The following is a 20,366-nucleotide window of genomic DNA, read 5'->3' on the forward strand; positions in this document are numbered from 1 at the left end:
TGTTCAAACATCAATACTTGTATTTTGTGACATAAATAAAACTTCTCTTTTAGCTTTTAAAATTTTAGCCAAAAAAACACCTCCTAACAGTTTGAAAATTATCCAACTGATAGAAAGTGTCTATCTACTTGATTTAATATTTATTTGTTGGTATCAAATACACTTTGTTGCTATAAACAAAATAGATTTGATTTTTTCATATTATTTGTTCAACAGCCATTTTATTGACTTTCTTATATATTTAAGATACTTTATTTTTAAGTCTTAGCTTATCAGCAATGATAGCTATGAATTCACTATTTGTAGGCTTGCCCTTATCTGTGTGAATAGTGTATCCAAATAGTTTATTTATTGCATCTATTTGTCCTCTTCCCCAAGCTACTTCTATAGCATGTCTAATTGCTCTCTCTACTCTTGAAGCTGTTGTATTGTACTTCTTAGCTATTGATGGATATAATTCTTTTGTTACAGCTGATAACAATTCCATATCATTAACAACCATTGTTATAGCTTCTCTTAAATACATATACCCTTTGATATGTGCTGGCACACCTATCTCATGAATTATGTTTGTAATTTCTGTTTCTAAATCTACAGGTCCTTTTTGAACTGGAGTTTCTACTGCAGTTACCGCCACAGGTCTTCTTACCGGCTCAGAAGGAACATTATCATTGAACATATCTCTAATTCTCTTTGTGAATATATCCATGTCGAATGGTTTTACAACATAGTAATCTGCTCCTAATGTAATTGCTCTTTGAGTAATCATATCTTGACCTACTGCTGATAAAATTACAATTCTAGGAAATTTTTCAAGATTCATTGATTGTAATCTTTCTAGAACCCCTAATCCATCTAAATGAGGCATAATTATATCAAGAATAACTAAATCAGGTTGTTTTTGCTCAATTAATGTTAGAGCCTCTTTTCCATCCTTTGCTATACCTGTAACAACTATATCTCTTTGATTTAGTAAATAATCATTTAATATACTGCAAAACTCTTTATTATCATCTGCAATTAAAACTGAAATTTTATTTCCTTCCATATTTCTCTCCCTTTCTACCTATTTTTAATTTCATTGGTAAAATTATTCATTAGATAATTTTAAACTTTAAAACTGAATATTAATTGTTTTTCTACTTTTTAATTTAATTGAGTATATTATACCATAAAAAAAATAAATATAACAGTTTTTTTACATTTTTTTGAAATATTTTTGTTATTTTATTGAAGAAAGGCTGCTAAAACTAATAGCAGCCTTTTCTACTTATTTAATTACTCCTGCATCTTGTAACATCCATTCAATATATATCCCATATCCTACATCAGGTTTATTTATTAAAACGTGAGTTACAGCTCCTATAATTTTACCATTTTGTATTATAGGACTACCACTCATCCCTTGAACAATACCACCTGTTTTTTCTAATAATACTGGATCCACAATTTTAATAATCATGCTCTTTGATCCTGGTTCATCTTGAGGAAGTAATTTTAATATCTCAATATCATACGCTTTGGCTCCATCATCTTCTACAGTAGTAATTATTTGTGCATGACCTTCCTTTATTTCATCTCGATAAGCTACGGTCATTGCTTTATTAAAATTAGGATTTATTAATTCTGTTAATCCATCACCATATATTCCTGAACTAGTATTTTTTTCTATAGTACCTATAGATTCATTTTCGTTGATAAATAATCCTTTTATTTCCCCAGGATTTCCTCTTTCCCCTTTTTTAATACTTAAAATTGAAGATCTAAGGAGTGTACCACTTTTAATATTAAATGACACATTAGTATCTCCATCAGTAATTGGATGACCTAAAGCTCCAAAAGTTTTGCTATCTTTATCATAAAAAGTCAATGTTCCTATACCAGCTGTAGAATCTCTTACCCATAAACCAATTTTATATTCATTATCTTCCTTTATTAAAGGAACTTTTTTTGTTATTTCAGAGTTTCCTCTTAGTATTTTTACAGTAAGCTCATCATTTCTACAGCTTTTAACCTTACTTATTAAATCAGAACATGTTTCAATATTTTCTCCATTTACCTCTTCTATAATATCTCCAAGCTCTATACCTGCTATTTTCCCAGGACTTTCACTTAATCCATCATAGGTTGATATATCTGAATAACCTACTACTAAAGCACCTTTATTATTTATCTTAACGCCTATACTTATTCCACCAGGATAAACTTCAATATTTTTTCTCTTTTCTTTATGCAAAGTTGTTAATTCTTTAGAATTTATTAAGCTAGTGTAACAATCAATAGAATCTGCATTTTGTACATCATTCATTACATATGAAGTTGTATCTTTCATTCGGTTTTTTATAGATAATTCATCAGCTTGTGAATTATTATAGACTCCAATTAAAACCAGAATGAAGATTGGAGCAGTTATTATGCTAAAATTTTTTATAAGCTTTTTTATCATTTTATCTCCTCCTTTGCTTCTGATTTTAATTTTCCCTGTAGCTATTTTTATATGCTATAGTAACGTTGTTATAAAAGTCAAAAATTATATAAGCTAAAAATTTTATATAAAAAAATAAAACCATGGAGAAATTCCATGATTTTATTTTTTGCAGTAAATTAGTGTATTATGTATTAAATAAATTCATTTTTTATTTCATTTTTCTTAATATTAGCTAATTTAACCATCTCTCTTGAATTATCGATGGCAACATCGCTTAAGTTATCTCCACCAATCATTTTTGCAATTTCGCAAACCTTGTCTTGCTCATTAAGCATTCTAATCTGAGTAAATGTTTTACCATTTTCAACTTTTTTTGAAACAAAATAATGATTATCTGATAATGCTGCAATTTGTGGTAAATGTGTAATACATAGAACTTGATGTTTTACTGATACTTGGTACATTTTTTCACCTACACGCTTTCCAATGGCACCACTTATTCCAGTATCAATTTCATCAAATATTAACGTTGGGATTTTATCTTTATCAACAAAAACACATTTTAAAGCAAGCATTATTCTTGATAATTCACCACCAGATAATACTTTTTCCAACGGTTTTAATGGTTCACCAGGATTTGCCGAAATTAGAAATTGAACATCATCATATCCTCTATTATTGGCAATTTCACTTAAATTTACATCTATTTTTATAATAGCTTTTTCTAGTCCTACGTATGATAATTCTTCTTTAATTCTTACTTCTAAGTCTTTAGCTGACATGCATCTAAATTCATGTAATTTTACTCCTATTTCGCTCATATCTTTCTCAATAACACTTAATTCTTTTTTTAAATTTAGTATTATTTCCTCTGAATTAATAAATTCATCATATTGATTTTTAAGCTTTTCTAAAAATTTAAGTATTTCATCAATTGAATCACCATATTTTTTCTTATATAAACTAATTTCATATATTCTTTCATTTATTGCTGCTAATTCATTTTCATCATAATATATTTCATTAGCTATATCTCTAATATCTCTTGTTGATTCTTCAAGTAAATAATACGCTTCTTCCACTTGAACTCTTTTATCTTTTATCTTTTCTAAATGCATTTCTGAATGTGAAAATTCTGAAATAACTTTAGATAATAATTCTAAAACAGAATTTCCTTGTGGATTATTATTTAAATAATTATATGAATTTATAAGGCTAGAAGATATCTTTTCAGCATTTGCTAAAATATTATATTGTTCTCGCAAATCTTCTTCTTCACCTGGCTTAAGCTTTGCTTTTTCAATATCATCTATTTGGAACTTTATATAATCAAGAATCTTTTCCCTATCGTCATTACCTTTCAATTCATTGATTTTATCTTCTATCTGCGAATGTCTATTTTTAACTATTTCAAATTGCTCTAATAAAGGACTTATATTTTCAGAGTTATACTCATCTAAATATAATATATGTGTTCCTTTACTTAATAAAGATTGATTTTGATGTTGACCATGAATATCTAAAAGCTTTTCTCTTATTCTTTTTAACTGTGATAAGACAATAGTTTTTCCATTTACTTTAATTATACTTTTTCCTGAAATAGTTGTTTCTCTTGATACAACTAATAATTCATCATTTTCTATATTTAAATCATTTAATAACGTATATATTTCATTATTTTCCATATCAAATATAGCTTCTACATAAGTTTTATCTTCGCCATACCTAATAAGCTCTTTAGAAAACTTTCCACCTAATACATAGTCTATAGTATCTATTAAAATCGATTTACCAGCACCAGTTTCTCCAGATAAAATATTGAATCCAGCTCCAAACTCAACAGATAATTCTTGGATTAAAGCAAAATTCTTTATATTTAAAACAACAAGCATTATAACCCACCTTTTAAATTTATAAAATTATTTTTCTAATTTTTGTTATTAACTCTAAAGCTTTTTCTTCAGTTCTTATTAATATAAATATTGTATTATCACCAGCTATTGTTCCAGCAATGTCTGCTGAATATAAGCTATCTATAGCTTCAGCAGCAGCAGAAGCAGCACCAGTTAGTGTTTTTACTACTACAAACTTATCAACCTTTTCCACTGATATAGCTGAATTAGCAAGTATACTATAAAGCTTATCATTTAGGTTTCTTTCTTCCTTAGTTGGAGCCACATATCTATATTTACCTGACATGCTTTGTACTTTTAAGAGCTTTAATATCTTTATATCTCTTGAAATAGTAGCTTGAGTAACTTCAAAACCACTTGCCTTTAACTCTTCCGCTAACTCTTCTTGTGTTTCTATTTCTTTTTCATTAATTATCTCTAAAATTCTATTATGTCTCTTTGATTTCATCTACTCACCTTCTTCTTTCTCTGAGTTATATAGTATTTTTTTTCTTAAAACATTAAAATAATCATAATCATCAAGAAGGATTATTTCTGCATAATGTTCAGATTTCGTAATAGTTATTATTTCATCATCTTCCTTTTTAATGACTTTTTGTCCATCAACAGTAAGATATATCTCTTCGTTGTTATTATCAACCTTGATTTCTATCACAGAGCTGCTATTTAATACTATAGGCTGCATTGCCTTTGTATGTGGACAGATAGGTGTTATTGTTACAACATCAACATCTGGATAGATAAATGGTCCTCCTGCTGAAAAAGAATATGCTGTAGAGCCAGTTGGTGTAGCAATAATAAGTCCATCACCCTTAAACGATATATAAAGTTTTTTATCAATGTATATATCAAATTTAATTATTCTTGATAAAGTTCCTCTTGCTATTACCACATCATTTAAAGCCCTTAATACATTAGATTTTTCTCCATTATTACATTGCAATAGTATCCTCTTCTGTTTACTATATAAGCCTTTTTTTATCTTTTTTAAAGAACTCTCAAGTTCTCCGTATTCTACACTGGACAGGAATCCTAAATTACCAATATTCACTCCTAAAATAGGAATATCTTTATACCCATTTATATCTCGCGCTACACTAAGTATAGTACCATCTCCACCTAAAACAATTACAAGATCAATATCATCATCTATTTCATTAGATGCAAGTTCATAACTATTTAAAACTTTAATTTTAACGCCCTCAAATTCATGTGATACCTTTGATATAACATTATATAATATAAGTCCGTCTTTATCTTTAGAAGGATTTAAAGCTATTAAAACATGCTTCATAACCTCACCCCTAATAATTTATAATACACCTAAAGCCAGCTATATTAAAGCTGGCTATGTGAATCTTCAATAATTTGATCTATAACATCAAATTTAAAATCAGTTTCTCTTTCTTTGTTCTTAGTGAAATAAACTAGGTATTCTCTATTACCTTCTGGCCCCTTAATTGGTGAGAAGCTTAGTCCAAGCACTGTCAGTTCATTATCTATTAAGAAATTAACTATATTTGTAACAACTTCCTTATGAACAGATTTATCTCTTACAACACCCTTCTTACCTACTTTATCTTTTCCTGCTTCGAATTGAGGCTTAATTAATGCAACTACACATCCATCATCCTTTAATAATTCTTTTACAGCTGGCATAATAGTTCTCAGAGATATAAAAGATACATCTATTGATGCAAAGTCAAGTTTTTCACCTATATCTTCTGGTGTTACATATCTTATATTAGTTCTCTCCATACAAACTACTCTTTCATCAGTTCTTAGTTTCCAAGCAAATTGCCCATAACCAACATCCACTGAAAATACTTTTTTTGCATGATTTTGTAGCATACAATCTGTAAACCCACCTGTTGAAGCACCTATATCCATACATACAGCATCAGTTAAATCAATGTTAAATTCCTTCATTGCTTTTTCAAGCTTAAATCCACCACGGCTTACATAAGGCATCTTTTCTCCTCTGTAAACTATGTCAGCTTCAACACTTACCTTTTCTCCAACTTTATCTACTTTCTGTCCATCTACATAAACTAAGCCAGCCATAATACTTGTTTTTGCTCTTTCTCTTGAAGTGCATATACCTTTTTCAACTAAAAGTACATCTAATCTTTCCTTTTTAACTGCCATTGGTTTCTCCTTTTTTATTTAATCATTGTAATAACAGTATTCTTTATTGCGACTGAATCTAATCCATATTCTGAGTAAAGCAAATCAACTTTTCCATGGGGAATAAACTCATCTTTATATGATAGAGATTTAAATTTGCCTTTAAAACCTAAATTATATAATGATTCTATAACATAGCTTCCAAATCCTCCATTGCCAACATTATCTTCAACTGTAATGATATCATAATTATTTTCAACTAATTCTTTCAACATTTCTAAATCTAAAGGCTTTATAAATGAAGCTGAAATAATTGTAGGATTAATTCCTTCTTTAATAAGTCCTTCATTGGCAATCATTGCATATTGTACCATTTTACCTACAGAAATTATAGCTACTTTATCACCATCTATAATCTTTTCCCATTTCCCATATTTTATTTCACTTAGTGGAGTTAATTTATGATAAAAATCCCCTTCTCTTGGATATCTAATTGCTATAGGCCTATTTTCTTTTAGAGCCCACTTCATCATCACTGATAGTTCTTCTACTTGCTTAGGAGCAAGTACCGTCATATTTGGTATTAAAGATAGATATGATAAATCAAAAACTCCCTGATGTGTTTCTCCATCATCACCAACAATCCCTGCTCTATCTACTGCAAAAATTACTGGTAGGTTTTGAATACAAACATCATGTATAATCTGATCAAAAGCTCTTTGCAAGAATGTTGAATATACTGCAAATATTGGTCTTAAACCAGCACTGGCCATACCTGCGGATAAAGTAGTTGCATGTTCTTCAGCTATTCCCACATCAAAAAATCTATTAGGATAAAGTTTAGCAAATTCATTAAGGCCAGTTCCATCTGGCATTGCAGCTGTTAAACATACTAACTTTTCATTTTTTTCTGCTTCTGCAACTACAAAATTCCCAAAAGCTTTTGAGTATTTTATTTCAGGGTTATCATTATTTTTTTCTGTATTATCATTTATACCAGATACTCCATGGTATTTATTAGGATTTTCCTCAGCAAGTTCATATCCCTTACCTTTTTTTGTTATCACATGAATAAGCACTGGTCCATCTATTTGTTTAGCACGTGTTAATACCTCATTCATTAACTCAATATCATGTCCATCAATTGGACCTATATATTTTAGTCCCATTTCTTCAAACATCTTTGATGGAACAACTAGATTTTTAATACTATCTTTAATTTTATGAATTGAGTTGGCAACACTTTTACCAACTACTGAAGTATTAAGCGTTTGATTTATTTCATTCTTTATTTTATTATAATTAGGAGCAACTCTAAGCATATTTAAATGATTAGATAATGCCCCAACATTCTTACTGATTGACATTTGATTATCGTTTAAAATAATAATCATCTTGCTTTTATTAAAGCCTAAATCATTTATGGCTTCTAAGGCCATTCCACCTGTAAGTGCTCCATCTCCAATTACTGCTACAACATTGTAATCTTCCTTTAATATATCTCTTGCTCTTGCTATCCCTAAAGCTGCTGATATAGATGTACTACTATGACCTGTTCCAAAGGCATCGTATTCACTTTCACTTATCTTAGGAAATCCACTAATTCCTTTATATTTTCTTAGTGTACTAAATTGATTTTTTCTACCTGATAACATTTTATGTACATAGCTCTGATGACCAACATCCCATACAATCTTATCTTTCTCTAAATTAAAATTTTTATATAAACTTAATGTTAACTCAACTACTCCAAGGTTTGATGATAAATGTCCTCCAGTTTTAAGAACATTATCTATTAAGAATTCTCTTATTTCATTTGAAAGTATTGTTAATTCTTTATTACTAAACTTATGGACATCAATTGGTGAACTAATCTTGTCTAATAACTTTGACATAAATATCCTTCCTTTGTTAAAAATCTCTTTCCAAAAGCTCTATAGTTAACTTTTTTAAGATATCTGTGTTAACTGAAATCTTCTCTAAAATAGCAATACATTCATCTGTTAAATTTTCACACATTACCTTGCATTCTTCCAATCCATACATAGTAATGAAATTAGATTTATTTCCATCAGCTAAAGTATTCTTGCCTAATTTGTTCACATCACCAGTTACATCAAGTATATCATCTTTAATTTGAAAAGCTAATCCTAAATTCAGCCCAAATTTATTTAATAATTCTATTTCACTTTTGTCTACTTCTGCTAAAATTGCACCTGCTACTATAGAAGCTCTAATAAGCTCTCCAGTTTTCTTTAGATGCATATAATTTAATTCCTCTTTAGAAATTTTTTTTCCTTCGTTTATGATATCTACGACTTGACCACCTATCATTCCATCTGCACCAGCAGCATAGGCAATTTCTCTTGCAGCAACAAGTGCATCTTTTCCATTTTTTATCGAGAAATCCATAAGTAAAATCATCGCTTCGTTTAATAAGGCATCTCCTGCTAACACTGCAATATTTTCTCCATATACCTTATGATTAGTTGGTTTCCCTCTTCTTAAGTCATCATTATCCATACAAGGCAAATCATCATGTATGAGTGAATAAGTATGAATCATTTCAATAGCCGCTGCCATATCAATTATTTCCTTATCTTTACCTTTATACATATTGTATACCAGCATAAATAATATAGGGCGTATCCTTTTTCCACCAACATTTAAGCTATAGTTAGCAGCATCATATATTAATGAATTATATGATCCTTTATTTTTAAAGTAATTACTTAGATAATTATCAACTAATTCTTTCAATTGTTTAATTTTCATGATCATTTACCCTATCTGAAGCTTCTTTTAGTGTTATAAATTTACCCTCTAAATTAGCTAGAGTCTTATATAACTTATTAACTAATTTGCTTCCCTTTTCATATTCTTTCATAGCATCTTCAAGACCTAAATCATTGTTTTCTAAAGTCTCAATAGTGGATTCTAATAAATTTAGCATTTCATTATAATTTTCTTTTTTTGCCAAAGCATTCTCCTCCTCTACAATAATTTTAAATTCCCCTTAATAATTCCATCACTTAAGTTTATTTTAACATTCATATCTTTATTAAAATCTTTTATTTCTTTTAGTATATTTCCATTTTCATCTTCTATTATAGCATAACCCTTAGATAAAATATTTAAAGGACTATGAGCTTGTAATACGTTATTTAGTGAAATTAACTTTTGTTTTTCAAGAGCAATTTTCTTATTAAGCAAACTATCTAGTTTTTCTTTTACTTTTTCTACTTCTAAATAACTATTTACAACCTTATTCATTGGTGAATTTAAACTTAATATTCTAGAAAAATTATTAATCTTAGATTTTTCATCATTAAATCTTTCAATCATATACTTATTTAAGTAGTTTTCATATTCACTAATAGTAAAATAAATCTCACTATCTAAAGGTACAGCTAATTCTCCAGCTTGAGAAGGAGTAGAAGCTCTAAGATCCGCTACAAAATCAGCTATTGTATAATCTACTTCATGACCTACAGCTGAAATAATAGGAATTTCAGAATGAAAAATTTCCTCTGCTAGAGCTTCCTCATTAAAATTCCATAATTCTTCAATAGAACCTCCACCTCTACCAACAATTATTAAATCAACGTTCTTCTTATTATTAAAATACCTAATTCCATCTATAATACTCTTAAAAGCACCTTTTCCTTGGACTTGTGCTGGATATAAGAAGAGATCAACAAATCTATTTCTTCTTCTAATAACGTTTTTTATATCTTCAATTGCTGCACCAGTTGATGATGTGACAATTCCTATGGCTACAGGTTCTTTTGGAATTGGCTTTTTGTTCGCTAAATCAAAATATCCTTGGAGTTCTAACTTTTTCTTTAATTGTTCATATCTTATGTATAAATCTCCAAGACCTTCCTTTTCAATTTCATTGCAATATATTTGAAAAGTTCCATTTGCTTCATAAGCTGATACTTTACCTCTTACAATGACATTCATACCATCTTCTAAATTAAATGCCAATTCATATGCTTTATTCTTAAACATAATACAGTTTATTTTACCACTATCATCTTTTAGAGAAAAATATATATGTCCTGATGAATGATATTTTAAATTAGAAATCTCCCCTTTTACAGAGAGATTATTTAATATAAAGTCATTATCTAATATTTTTTTTATATAACTATTCAATTCTGATACAGATAATGTTTTAATTTTCATAATTATTTCAATGCCTCACAAACATTTTTCATTAAAAGTGTAGTTGTTAATGATCCTACTCCACCTGGCACTTTTGTCATATAAGATACTTTTCCTATAACATCATCAATTAAAACATCACCAGTTATTTTACCATTTAAAGAAGATGTACCAACATCTATAACAATTGCTTCTTCTTTTACATATGAAGAATCGATGTAATTTGGAATGCCAATAGCTAAAATAAGTATATCTGCTCTTTGACATACACTTTGAAGATCCTTAGTCTTAGAATGACAAACAGTAACTGTACAGTTTCTTTCTAGCATTAAAACAGCTACAGGCTTACCTACAATATTGCTACGTCCAACAACAACTACTTCTTTTCCTTGAAGATTAATATTTAAGCTATCTAAGATTGTTACCACAGAATTAGGAGTACATGGTATGAATTTCTTGTGACCTGCATATAATTTACCTTGATTGATATAAGTTAAACAGTCTATATCCTTATCTGGTGATATGTATGAGATTACCTTTTTCTCATCAATATGTTTTGGTAATGGTAATTGAAGTATAATTCCATGAATTTTCTCATTATTATTTAATGATATTATCTCATTAATTAAATTTTCTTCAGTAGTAGATTCTTTTAATAATATTTTTTCAAACAATATGCCTAAAGAATTAGCCACTTTTTCTTGACTATTAATGTAAAAAATAGATCCACCATCTTCACCTACAACAATTGATGCTATCTTAGGTATAATTTCTCCATTATTTGCTCTTTGAGAAACAAATTCAGCAATTTGCCCTTTTATGCTCTTAGCTAAATCTATAACGTTTATTATTTCTCCCATTCTCTATAACTCCCCAACAACTTATATTTATTTTATATTCTTAAATGCTTTATCTAAAGCTCCATTAACAAATGATACACTCTTATCATCTGAATACTTTTTAGTAAGCTCAATTGCTTCGTTTATAGCAACTACCTCTGGAACATCATCAATATAAAGCATTTCTGCAATTGCTAATCTTACGATTATTAAATTAACTTTAGAAACTCTCTCTATAGTCCAGTTAATTAATGAATTTTTTATTATTTCATCAATTTCTTCTTTGTAATCTGTAACAGATTTCATAACTTCTTTTATATATTCTAAATCTATAGTCTTTAAATCCATTTCGTAGTTTTCAATAAAGCTTTCTATAGTTTGTTCATAGGAATTCTTGCTTATTTCCATACTGAATAATAATTCCATTGCTATTTCTCTTGATCTTTTTCTTTTCATATTTCCTCCTAAGTATCCTCTAAACATCATATATTAGTTTTATTATAAACTTTCATCATATTAATTAAACATATGTATATTACAATATTATTAACATTATGTCTATTAAAAGTTATTATCTTTCTCTCCTGCAATGAGAAACCCTCTGAATTTCAGAGGGCTATCAATTAAACTTCTTTTTCTAAGTTTTGTTCCTTTTTAGGAACATATATGTTTTGAACATTTACATTAACTGCTTCAACATTTAACCCTGTCATAGCTTCAACGGTCTTCTTAACATTTTCTTGAACTAAACTTATCACTTCGGGAATATTTATTCCATACTCAACAGCAACAGTTAATTCAATAGTTGCAGCATCTTCACCTAAGGTTACTTTTACGCTCTTTCCTGTTGTAGTCTTCTTACCTTTTAGAATTTGAGATATATTATTGCCAACTCCTGTTGGAATTTCAACTATTCCTTGTATCTCTTCAGCAGCTATACTGGCTATAACACTTACAACTTCATCAGATATTCTAACTACGCCTAAAGTAGATTCGTCCTTAATATTTTCCATACTTCACCCTCCTCAAGGTATACAGTTTAGCACACCTCATTTATCATAGGTACATTATAACAAAATACATTAATTATGACAACGTATTATTTCTTTGCTAGTATTGTAATATCAGTTAATGTAGTTATATCTTCCACAGATTTTTGAATTAAACCTGATTCTTCTTTAGTTAAATCCGCATCAACCTTCACATAAACTTTTACCTTATTATTATCTATCATACATATTGCATCTTCATATCCTTGATTTTTAATATCCTGTTCTACACTGCTTTCTTGAGCTTTTATATTAGTTTTATCTATTAACTTTTGATTTGCTATGTCTTTTTGCTCTTGAGAAGTAGTTTCATCATTTTTAATAGATTCTAGATTTTCAACATAAAGGGAATCCTCTTGATCTTTAGCTGCTCTCATATTATAAAAATAATCTTGTGTGCTCAATGTTTCCTTATCCTCATCTGTTGTTTTATCATCATTTTGCTGCAATACCGCACCCAAATCTCCTGGATCATTAAATCCATCCTTATTAAGCTTAGATGCTAGTACACCTACACAAACAATTAAAGCCATCAGTGTAAAAATAATTGCAAATTGTCTTTTTGTCATATATACTCCTCCCATATACTTTCTAACAAATTATATGCTAATTTGTTGATGGATATACATTAACCTTGTCTAAACCTATATCATATAATTTTGAAACTGCTAGCTGTATTTCGTATTTAACTTTACTACTTGTGGCACCTTCAGCAGTGATGATAACACCTGTTACCGCTGGATTATATGTCTTAGTTATAAATGGATTACTACTGCTACCATTGGAACTCATTACCACTGTATCTCCCTGACTCTCCTGTTCTGTTGTTCTTGTACCACCATTTCCATCATCTTCTACTGTTTTTGAAATCTGATTAGAACTATCTACTGCTGGCACTTTAACTTCACCACTTTCAAAACGAATCATAACAGATACCTTACCTACACCTTCAATCTTGCTTAAAATCTCCTCTAGCTCTTCTTTTTGTGCCTGCTCATAACTTAAACTTACATTACTTTCAGTACTTAAAGCTGCATCTACTTCTGATGCTCCATTAGTATTACTACCATCATTGCCATTATTGTTATTTGAAAAGTTCACCTTATTGAAACTAGTCAAAACTAACCATATAAACAAAACAACTAGCAAAAATATTAATGCATTAATAAAGCCTTTATTTTTGCTTAAAGATTTCAAGTTATCGCTTAATTTTTTATTATCCATCCAATCACCTACCTAATTAACTCACAGTATAAATTTCTATTTTATCCTCTGAAATACCAAGCATATTTGAAACATAACTTAATATTTTTTGTTCATCATCACTGTACGCCTGGCTATTAGTCTTATTGTCATTAGATATTTCAACCTTTTCTATCTTTTCTACCTCCTGAATTTTATTGGTGGAAATACTAATTTTAGCATGACTTATGTCATAACTAAAATTGTTTAAATCTATATTGCAATCTATATCGCATACAAACTTATAATCTGGAAATTTCTCTGCTAACTCAGTGGCAGAATTTTTATTTAAATTTTCTATAAAAACATCTTCCACTTCATTTGATGCTGCAACATCGGAGCTTGTTTCAGTATCTGTGCTTAAAATACCCTCATATTCTTTAATAGTAGATACAATCTTATCTTCGCCTTCCGTAAAAAAATCTATTATGGGGTTTAACATTACTACTATTAAAATCAAACCTAAAACAAATTTAATATACTTTTTCATTGAATTGTTTGGAGATATTAATTCAATTGCAGAAAATAAAATTATTATAGTTACTAATGTTTCAATAAAGCTTTTAATATATTCCATAGCTATCCCCCAATTACAAATTTACCTGCTGAAACCATCATGGCAATTAATACAAAAAACATTAAACTTACACATAGTACGCTGGATAATATTAAAACTAAAGAATCCCCAGCGGAAAAAACTGCTTTTGTAATTCGCTTATCTGCTATAGGTTCTAATAATGATGACGAAATTTTCAAAATTATTGATGATAAAAATATCTTTATGATTGGATATATTATTATAAGTATTAATACAATAAGCCCCACTGATCCTATAGCATTTTTTATTATTAAGGAGTATCCAGCTACAGAAGTAATTGCATCAGAAAAAGTTTTACCTACAATAGGTATGAAATTATCAATTGTGAATTTAGCTGTTTTAAGTGTTACGGCATCAATAGTTGATGCTGTAATTCCTCTCACAGTCAAAAGTCCTATATAAACTGTCAAAATCAATCCTTGAATCCATAATACTGCACTTTTCACCAAGCTGCATAAGTTAGAGATTTTAGGCTCCGTTGAAATGTTATTAGTGAATTGTAAAACAAATGTAATCAATATTAACGGTAAAATTATATTTAAATATATCTTAGGTATAATTATTGTTGTTCCTAAGACTATAGGATCCATTGTTGCTGATTCTGTAAAACCTCCTGCCACACCTAACATAACTACCAATATAGGAAGTAATTTAGACATAAAACCGCTTATTTCCGTTATTATATCTTTAGCCAAGTCTAAGGAAATTATAAAAGTTCTTGTAAGAACAATTATCATTAATGCATAACAGGCATAAAATGCAATTTCCGATATGCTATCCGATGAAAAAGCACTTTGAAGGTTTTTAATAAGAGAGCATATTATTCCAATTACTACAATAGTTATGCACATAGATAATACTGTTTTTACTTCCTTAAATAATAGGCTAATAACAGCATCACAGATTTTACTAAAGCTTAAATTGCCCTTTCCTGTAGTTATATAATTTTTTATATAAGATACTGGGTCCAAATCATTAATTAATTCAAAATCACTCTTCATAGTGCTTATATAATCATATAGTCCCTCCAAATCACCATTTATTTCATCATTAGATATTACATTATAATTATTATCTTCGGCATAAGCTAATTGACTGTTATAAGAAAAAAAGAACAACCCTATCAATAATAAAATAATTGATGAATATTTTAAGCATTTATTCATTTTCATTAAATCACCTATAATATCTGAAGAATTGAATCAAGTACCGCCATCAATATTGGTATAGCTAATACTAAAATCATTATTTTAGCTGAAAACTCAACCTTAGAAGCTAAACTTCCAGCCCCTGCATCTTTACATATTTCACTACAAAATGAAGCAAGATATGCAATTGCTAGTATTTTCAAAATAATTTCTATATAAACGATATCTATATTTGCTTTCGCTGCAATTGAATTTATAAAGGATACAATTTGTCCTAGTTGTGTGATCATATATAGCAAAATTATTATACTGGCTGCTAAAATAATCAATACAGCAATATCTGATTTCTTTTCTTTCACAAATATATATAAAAATAATGCTATTAAAGCTATAGATATTATTCTAATTATCTCCATTTATCTCACCTACATCGTAAACATTGCTCTTACTGTATCAAATAATGTGGATACCATTCCTATTATGGTAATTAAAATAATCACTATACCTGCCAAATTAGCCAGTACAGCAATATCATTTTTACCATTAGCCTTTAATAGCTGCTCAATTACTATAAGCAATATGCCCATTGCACCAATTTTAAATAATACGCCTACATCAAATACCATTTAACTTCCCCCTTTTATATGAAAAATATTACTATTAATGCTCCTGCGCATACCCCTAAAGTCCTATACATCTTTATATTAACTTTGGCTTCCTTTAAAGCTTCTTGATAATTAAGTTTTACTTGTTCTGAAGTCAGTTTAAATATTTTCTCTTGTCCAAATACCCCTGTTTCACCTAGTGTTCTAAAGAAATCTGATACTATCCCATAATCTTCTTTTTTAAAACTTAAATCATTTTCATACTTACCATAAATATTATTAAAAATATCAAAAACGCTATTTGCTTTTCCTTCCTCTAAAGTAGATGCAATTTCCTTAAACATTGAAGATAATTCACCAGTTATTTTTTTACTTACATCATACAAAGCCTCAATCAGTGGAGTGTTATTATAAATTACGTCGTTATTCATAAGTATTATTGCTTTTTGAAATTCTTTGAGGTTAATACTTCTCTTCTTGTAACTTTCCCCAATAATAAATCCAATATATGAGCATATTAAAAAGATACATATTAAAACTAAATATCTAAACACTTAATTTGCCCTCCTTCTTGTATCTTATAGACTTTTTCTAAGGTTCCAGGCCCATTTTTAGAACTTAAAACAACAATCCTTTCAAGTATATTATCATTAATAAGCTCTTTTAAACTTTTCCTACGACTAACATCATCCAAATCAATACCATGCACTGTCAATATCATATTTACTCCAGAGTTAAAGGCCATGCTTAAAGCCTCTACCTCATTCATGGTACCTATTTCATCACAGATAATTACTTCTGGTGATAAGCTCCTTATAGCCATTATTATTCCATTTGTTTTTAAGCAATTATCTAAAACATCACTTCTAATACCTACATTCATTTGAGGAATTCCATTATAGCAACCTGCTATCTCACTTCGTTCATCGATAATTGCTACTTTTTTACCTTTGAGATTTATTCGCGAAAATCCATTTGATATATTTTTTGCTATATCTCTTAAAATTGTAGTTTTGCCACATTTGGGCGGCGATACAATAAGTGTATTATATACTTTATTAAAGTTAGATATATAAGGCATTATCTTATTAGATGATCCAATTATCTCCTTACATATTCTAATATTAATAGATGATATATTTCTTAAAATCTTAACTCGTCCGTTTTCCATTACACATTGTCCAGCTAAACCAATTCTATGTCCACCTCTAAAAGTAATGTATCCTTGCTTCATTTCCTCTTCAAAGGCATATAAGGAGTAACTAGATATCTTAGTTATGATATATTTAAGTTCATCTTTTGAAACTATATAATCAAGTACCAATTCCTCATTGGTGATATTTATGATTACTGGCTTATTAACTTTTATCCTTATTTCTTGAATTTTCTTAGTGTCAACTTTGCCTTCTATTATTTCTATGATTTTTTTCGGTAAAACCTGTAATACCTCGATGCAATTGTCCACTCACTTCACTTCCTTCCATCACTAAACTTAGTCATGTAATTACTATTTCACATATTAAATTAATATTCATTTCAATATATATTTATGTAAATTATTCCGTAAAAAAAGAAGCGATAAATTTTAATTATCACTTCTTCTTGTATATTTTTCTATTTTGCATTTTTATTGCAGAAAGGACACGGAATTGAAGAGTTGTTTTCTATTGCTTTTCTTTCAACAAATAACGGCTTACCACAGTTATGACAGTGTATTTCTTCATATTCATCTTCTAGATTTTCTAAATCATCAAATGAAACTTCCTCAAATAACTCTTCTCTCATATCTGTTAAATCATCACCTATGTATTCCATATTTTCTTCAATAGCTTCCTGCTTTACTATTATTTCCTCAACTTTTAATGCCATATCATTTACGACACCACTTATTGCAGATAAAATATTTTTATATTTTTCATCATCTATGTCATTAATAACTTGTCTTAAATCATTAATTTCATCAAAAATTTTCTTCATTTTTACACATCCTTCTGAAAAATAATTACATTAATAATTATACCCGTATTTCCTAGTTAAAAACAATTTACTAAAAAATTAAAATAATATGAAATATTAAAATAAAAAGCTAAGTTATATAACTTAGCTTTTTATAACTAAACTCTTTCCATATATTCGCCAGTTCTAGTATCTACTCTTATAGTATCTCCTTCATTTACGAACATTGGAACGTTAACTTGTGCTCCAGTTTCTAATGTTGCTGGCTTCATAGCATTTGTAGCTGTATTACCCTTAACACTTGGATCACATTGTGTAATTAATAATTCAACAAAATTTGGTGCTTCAACTGAGAATGCTTCACCTTTGTAGAATTTAATAATTGCAAACATGTTTTCTTTTAAGAATTTTATAGCTTCTTCAACTTTTTCATAGTTTAAAGGAATTTGTTCAAATGTTTCTTGATCCATGAAATAATATAATTCCCCATCAGAATATAAGTATTGCATTTCTTTTCTTTCTATTACTGCTTCTTGAAGTTTAGCTGTTGGGTTGAAAGTTGTATCTGTAACACCTCCAGATATAACATTTCTTAACTTAGTTCTAACAAATGCAGCTCCTTTTCCTGGTTTAACATGTAAGAAATCGATAACTGTGAAAACTTGTCCTTCATGCTCAAAAGTAGTACCTTTTCTTAAATCACCTGCTGATATCATATATTTCCCTCCAAAATAACTTGAATTCATAGTTATTATGACCTTTAAAATAAATTAATAGTCATAACGTTTTTCGTTGTTTTATGATACAACAAAAACATTCTATCAAAATTACTAAAGAAATGCAATTATTTCGGTAATAAGAGTAAAAAAAACTCTATTTTCTCCTATTTAAATACAATTTAACTGCAAAATAGCCTTTATTACCATCAATATTATATTCATTTATTGTATATTTTTCCATATTGTTTAATTTATTTAATGAATTTAAAATTTCTTCTTTATTGCCATCTAATATAATCTTCACTTTCCAGCTATCACCGCTATCATTTATATCACTTATAATACCATTCTCCAAAGCTTTTAATTCATCATTAATAGTTGAAAATTTAACGTCTTCATTTTTTGTTTCAGATATGTTAGTTAATTGAGTCGTTTCCTTATTAGCTGTTAAAGTATTCTGTAGGAAAAATATAAGTTGGATTATAGTAAAAATAACTGTTATCACCATTAAAATTAATTCTTTTATTTCTTTTTTCATTTTTAATCATCCTTAACAATATTGGCTTTATAAATTGAATTTTCTTGCGTAATTTTAATTATTCCGTATCCTTTATTTTCAACCTCACATAATATATCCTTATTAAGTACACTCACTATGCCTTTATTCTCTTTAACCTCTATTGAATCAATACCTAGAGATGCTACCTCAAGCCATTTTGATATATCCTCTATTAATTTTTCATTTTCATTATAATATGTTATATTAACAATCTTCTCATCATTAGTTTCCTTTAAAACATTTCTAAAATTTACCGGTAACATATAAAAGTTTAATATTACTAACATCCAAATAGCTTTCTTATTATTTTTTTTATTCTTACTTATCTTTTCATCTACATAGCGAGGTGGTAAAAAACCTTTATATTTTATAAATTTTTTCACTAATATTCCTCCCTATAGATTTAATACTTATTTTATAACTCTTCTTAATGTCATCCACAAGAAAATCTTCTAATTCTTTATCAAGAATAATTTCTATATCTTTAGCAAATTTCAGTATTTCATTATTCAAAACATTTTTATCATTTGTTAATATATTTGAATAAGTAATGCACCCTTTTTCAGAAATAATTGCGTAAATATTTTTATGTATCTTTGTAATCACCAAAACTTTTGATTTTCTATACAAAGCAATCTTCAAAATATTTCTTATGTAGAATTGTATTGGTATAACCTTAACAATTGTTTTATCATTAGCAATCTTGTTTATATATTTTCCTTCATTTAATGAATATAAATATAAGATCTTTTTTCTTTTATTATAATAATAGTCTGTTAGAATATTTTCATTATTAACTTCATTATTCATCATAATATTATCTAAAAATACTGTTACATTATTATCTTCCAATTTGTACTGAGAAATAAACATTTCATTTTCAGCTATAATTATCTTTAGGTTTTTATAAATTTCATTAATATTATTAAAAAATTCATCTATAGTATACTTTTTACCTTCATATAAAAAATACTGCTTAAATAAAATTAATTTTTTACTAATCATTATTTTGC

At 28.2% G+C, this 20,366-nt stretch carries 26 protein-coding genes; all 26 read right to left on the reverse strand.

Going from position 1 to position 20,366, the window contains the following annotated elements:
• Nucleotides 1-241: 241 nt before the first annotated feature.
• Nucleotides 242-1,048, reverse strand: a complete 807-nt coding sequence (gene spo0A / locus H8R92_RS06910; protein WP_022212597.1) for a sporulation transcription factor Spo0A — start codon at nucleotides 1,046-1,048, stop codon at nucleotides 242-244.
• A 222-nt stretch (nucleotides 1,049-1,270) separates the two neighbouring features.
• Nucleotides 1,271-2,446 carry a SpoIVB peptidase gene (gene spoIVB, locus H8R92_RS06915; protein WP_022212598.1) on the reverse strand — a complete coding sequence of 392 codons (1,176 nt, stop codon included), beginning with the start codon at nucleotides 2,444-2,446 and terminating at the stop codon, nucleotides 1,271-1,273.
• Between the two features lie 173 nt (nucleotides 2,447-2,619).
• A complete protein-coding gene (recN, locus tag H8R92_RS06920; RefSeq protein WP_022212599.1) occupies nucleotides 2,620-4,320 on the reverse strand; it encodes a DNA repair protein RecN in 1,701 nt (566 codons plus the stop codon).
• Between the two features lie 19 nt (nucleotides 4,321-4,339).
• Complete coding sequence (locus H8R92_RS06925; RefSeq protein WP_022212600.1) at nucleotides 4,340-4,789, reverse strand: arginine repressor; 450 nt, start codon at nucleotides 4,787-4,789, stop codon at nucleotides 4,340-4,342.
• Complete coding sequence (locus tag H8R92_RS06930) at nucleotides 4,790-5,635, reverse strand: NAD(+)/NADH kinase (protein ID WP_022212601.1); 846 nt, start codon at nucleotides 5,633-5,635, stop codon at nucleotides 4,790-4,792. It abuts the gene before it with no gap.
• A 44-nt stretch (nucleotides 5,636-5,679) separates the two neighbouring features.
• A complete protein-coding gene (locus H8R92_RS06935) occupies nucleotides 5,680-6,489 on the reverse strand; it encodes a TlyA family RNA methyltransferase (protein ID WP_022212602.1) in 810 nt (269 codons plus the stop codon).
• Nucleotides 6,490-6,503: 14 nt separating this feature from the next.
• Nucleotides 6,504-8,363 carry a 1-deoxy-D-xylulose-5-phosphate synthase gene (gene dxs, locus H8R92_RS06940; protein WP_022212603.1) on the reverse strand — a complete coding sequence of 620 codons (1,860 nt, stop codon included), beginning with the start codon at nucleotides 8,361-8,363 and terminating at the stop codon, nucleotides 6,504-6,506.
• A gap of 16 nt (nucleotides 8,364-8,379) precedes the next feature.
• Nucleotides 8,380-9,243: a polyprenyl synthetase family protein gene (locus H8R92_RS06945; protein ID WP_022212604.1), complete on the reverse strand. Its 864-nt coding sequence runs from the start codon at nucleotides 9,241-9,243 to the stop codon at nucleotides 8,380-8,382.
• On the reverse strand, nucleotides 9,233-9,448 hold the full coding sequence (gene xseB / locus H8R92_RS06950) for an exodeoxyribonuclease VII small subunit (RefSeq protein ID WP_022212605.1): 216 nt from the start codon (nucleotides 9,446-9,448) through the stop codon (nucleotides 9,233-9,235). Before xseB ends, H8R92_RS06945 begins: the two co-directional genes overlap by 11 nt.
• 14 nt (nucleotides 9,449-9,462) lie before the next feature.
• The gene (gene xseA, locus H8R92_RS06955; protein ID WP_022212606.1) at nucleotides 9,463-10,659 is read right to left on the reverse strand and encodes an exodeoxyribonuclease VII large subunit; all 1,197 of its coding nucleotides are present in this window, start codon (nucleotides 10,657-10,659) and stop codon (nucleotides 9,463-9,465) included.
• Between the two features lie 2 nt (nucleotides 10,660-10,661).
• Nucleotides 10,662-11,498, reverse strand: coding sequence for a tetrahydrofolate dehydrogenase/cyclohydrolase catalytic domain-containing protein (locus tag H8R92_RS06960; protein ID WP_022212607.1), 837 nt, complete (start codon nucleotides 11,496-11,498; stop codon nucleotides 10,662-10,664).
• Nucleotides 11,499-11,525: 27 nt separating this feature from the next.
• Nucleotides 11,526-11,933 (reverse strand): transcription antitermination factor NusB, encoded by a 408-nt coding sequence (nusB, locus tag H8R92_RS06965; protein WP_022212608.1) that lies wholly within the window; start codon nucleotides 11,931-11,933, stop codon nucleotides 11,526-11,528.
• A 167-nt stretch (nucleotides 11,934-12,100) separates the two neighbouring features.
• Nucleotides 12,101-12,490, reverse strand: coding sequence for an Asp23/Gls24 family envelope stress response protein (locus H8R92_RS06970; protein WP_022212609.1), 390 nt, complete (start codon nucleotides 12,488-12,490; stop codon nucleotides 12,101-12,103).
• Nucleotides 12,491-12,576: 86 nt separating this feature from the next.
• Nucleotides 12,577-13,095: a SpoIIIAH-like family protein gene (locus tag H8R92_RS06975; RefSeq protein ID WP_022212610.1), complete on the reverse strand. Its 519-nt coding sequence runs from the start codon at nucleotides 13,093-13,095 to the stop codon at nucleotides 12,577-12,579.
• A 37-nt stretch (nucleotides 13,096-13,132) separates the two neighbouring features.
• Complete coding sequence (spoIIIAG, locus tag H8R92_RS06980; protein WP_022212611.1) at nucleotides 13,133-13,750, reverse strand: stage III sporulation protein AG; 618 nt, start codon at nucleotides 13,748-13,750, stop codon at nucleotides 13,133-13,135.
• Nucleotides 13,751-13,766: 16 nt separating this feature from the next.
• Nucleotides 13,767-14,345 carry a stage III sporulation protein AF gene (spoIIIAF, locus tag H8R92_RS06985; protein WP_022212612.1) on the reverse strand — a complete coding sequence of 193 codons (579 nt, stop codon included), beginning with the start codon at nucleotides 14,343-14,345 and terminating at the stop codon, nucleotides 13,767-13,769.
• 2 nt (nucleotides 14,346-14,347) lie between these two features.
• Nucleotides 14,348-15,538 (reverse strand): stage III sporulation protein AE, encoded by a 1,191-nt coding sequence (spoIIIAE, locus tag H8R92_RS06990; protein WP_022212613.1) that lies wholly within the window; start codon nucleotides 15,536-15,538, stop codon nucleotides 14,348-14,350.
• A gap of 8 nt (nucleotides 15,539-15,546) precedes the next feature.
• Nucleotides 15,547-15,930, reverse strand: a complete 384-nt coding sequence (gene spoIIIAD, locus H8R92_RS06995; RefSeq protein ID WP_022212614.1) for a stage III sporulation protein AD — start codon at nucleotides 15,928-15,930, stop codon at nucleotides 15,547-15,549.
• 9 nt (nucleotides 15,931-15,939) lie between these two features.
• Nucleotides 15,940-16,140: a stage III sporulation protein AC gene (gene spoIIIAC, locus H8R92_RS07000; RefSeq protein WP_022167935.1), complete on the reverse strand. Its 201-nt coding sequence runs from the start codon at nucleotides 16,138-16,140 to the stop codon at nucleotides 15,940-15,942.
• A gap of 14 nt (nucleotides 16,141-16,154) precedes the next feature.
• Nucleotides 16,155-16,673 carry a stage III sporulation protein SpoIIIAB gene (gene spoIIIAB, locus H8R92_RS07005; RefSeq protein ID WP_022212615.1) on the reverse strand — a complete coding sequence of 173 codons (519 nt, stop codon included), beginning with the start codon at nucleotides 16,671-16,673 and terminating at the stop codon, nucleotides 16,155-16,157.
• Entirely contained in the window at nucleotides 16,658-17,584 is a 927-nt protein-coding gene (spoIIIAA, locus tag H8R92_RS07010; RefSeq protein ID WP_022212616.1) for a stage III sporulation protein AA, read from the reverse strand. The genes spoIIIAB and spoIIIAA overlap by 16 nt, the downstream gene beginning before the upstream one ends.
• A 149-nt stretch (nucleotides 17,585-17,733) precedes the next feature.
• Nucleotides 17,734-18,096, reverse strand: a complete 363-nt coding sequence (locus tag H8R92_RS07015; protein ID WP_022212617.1) for a CD1247 N-terminal domain-containing protein — start codon at nucleotides 18,094-18,096, stop codon at nucleotides 17,734-17,736.
• Nucleotides 18,097-18,233: 137 nt separating this feature from the next.
• Nucleotides 18,234-18,791, reverse strand: coding sequence for an elongation factor P (gene efp, locus H8R92_RS07020; RefSeq protein ID WP_022212618.1), 558 nt, complete (start codon nucleotides 18,789-18,791; stop codon nucleotides 18,234-18,236).
• A 157-nt stretch (nucleotides 18,792-18,948) separates the two neighbouring features.
• Nucleotides 18,949-19,332, reverse strand: a complete 384-nt coding sequence (locus tag H8R92_RS07025) for a hypothetical protein (protein ID WP_022212619.1) — start codon at nucleotides 19,330-19,332, stop codon at nucleotides 18,949-18,951.
• 2 nt (nucleotides 19,333-19,334) lie between these two features.
• The gene (locus H8R92_RS07030; protein ID WP_022212620.1) at nucleotides 19,335-19,736 is read right to left on the reverse strand and encodes a hypothetical protein; all 402 of its coding nucleotides are present in this window, start codon (nucleotides 19,734-19,736) and stop codon (nucleotides 19,335-19,337) included.
• Complete coding sequence (locus H8R92_RS07035) at nucleotides 19,714-20,358, reverse strand: hypothetical protein (protein WP_022212621.1); 645 nt, start codon at nucleotides 20,356-20,358, stop codon at nucleotides 19,714-19,716. The genes H8R92_RS07030 and H8R92_RS07035 overlap by 23 nt, the downstream gene beginning before the upstream one ends.
• Nucleotides 20,359-20,366 lie beyond the last annotated feature (8 nt).

The organism is Clostridium lentum, assembly GCF_014287815.1.
GTDB classification, from domain to species: Bacteria; Bacillota; Clostridia; order Clostridiales; family Clostridiaceae; genus Clostridium; species Clostridium lentum.

Coding starts and splice junctions, on each gene's coding strand:
- H8R92_RS06970 (WP_022212609.1), bottom strand. CDS start 12,490: ATGGAAAATATTAAGGACGAATCTACTTTAGGCGTAGTTAGAATATCT.
- spoIIIAE (WP_022212613.1), bottom strand. CDS start 15,538: ATGAAAATGAATAAATGCTTAAAATATTCATCAATTATTTTATTATTG.
- H8R92_RS06960 (WP_022212607.1), bottom strand. CDS start 11,498: ATGGGAGAAATAATAAACGTTATAGATTTAGCTAAGAGCATAAAAGGG.
- H8R92_RS07025 (WP_022212619.1), bottom strand. CDS start 19,332: ATGAAAAAAGAAATAAAAGAATTAATTTTAATGGTGATAACAGTTATT.
- spoIIIAG (WP_022212611.1), bottom strand. CDS start 13,750: ATGGATAATAAAAAATTAAGCGATAACTTGAAATCTTTAAGCAAAAAT.
- spoIIIAD (WP_022212614.1), bottom strand. CDS start 15,930: ATGGAGATAATTAGAATAATATCTATAGCTTTAATAGCATTATTTTTA.
- H8R92_RS06935 (WP_022212602.1), bottom strand. CDS start 6,489: ATGGCAGTTAAAAAGGAAAGATTAGATGTACTTTTAGTTGAAAAAGGT.
- xseA (WP_022212606.1), bottom strand. CDS start 10,659: ATGAAAATTAAAACATTATCTGTATCAGAATTGAATAGTTATATAAAA.
- dxs (WP_022212603.1), bottom strand. CDS start 8,363: ATGTCAAAGTTATTAGACAAGATTAGTTCACCAATTGATGTCCATAAG.
- H8R92_RS07015 (WP_022212617.1), bottom strand. CDS start 18,096: ATGAAGAAAATTTTTGATGAAATTAATGATTTAAGACAAGTTATTAAT.
- efp (WP_022212618.1), bottom strand. CDS start 18,791: ATGATATCAGCAGGTGATTTAAGAAAAGGTACTACTTTTGAGCATGAA.
- H8R92_RS07035 (WP_022212621.1), bottom strand. CDS start 20,358: ATGATTAGTAAAAAATTAATTTTATTTAAGCAGTATTTTTTATATGAA.
- nusB (WP_022212608.1), bottom strand. CDS start 11,933: ATGAAAAGAAAAAGATCAAGAGAAATAGCAATGGAATTATTATTCAGT.
- H8R92_RS06930 (WP_022212601.1), bottom strand. CDS start 5,635: ATGAAGCATGTTTTAATAGCTTTAAATCCTTCTAAAGATAAAGACGGA.
- H8R92_RS06975 (WP_022212610.1), bottom strand. CDS start 13,095: ATGACAAAAAGACAATTTGCAATTATTTTTACACTGATGGCTTTAATT.
- spoIIIAF (WP_022212612.1), bottom strand. CDS start 14,345: ATGGAATATATTAAAAGCTTTATTGAAACATTAGTAACTATAATAATT.
- H8R92_RS06925 (WP_022212600.1), bottom strand. CDS start 4,789: ATGAAATCAAAGAGACATAATAGAATTTTAGAGATAATTAATGAAAAA.
- recN (WP_022212599.1), bottom strand. CDS start 4,320: ATGCTTGTTGTTTTAAATATAAAGAATTTTGCTTTAATCCAAGAATTA.
- spoIIIAC (WP_022167935.1), bottom strand. CDS start 16,140: ATGGTATTTGATGTAGGCGTATTATTTAAAATTGGTGCAATGGGCATA.
- spo0A (WP_022212597.1), bottom strand. CDS start 1,048: ATGGAAGGAAATAAAATTTCAGTTTTAATTGCAGATGATAATAAAGAG.
- spoIVB (WP_022212598.1), bottom strand. CDS start 2,446: ATGATAAAAAAGCTTATAAAAAATTTTAGCATAATAACTGCTCCAATC.
- H8R92_RS06945 (WP_022212604.1), bottom strand. CDS start 9,243: ATGAAAATTAAACAATTGAAAGAATTAGTTGATAATTATCTAAGTAAT.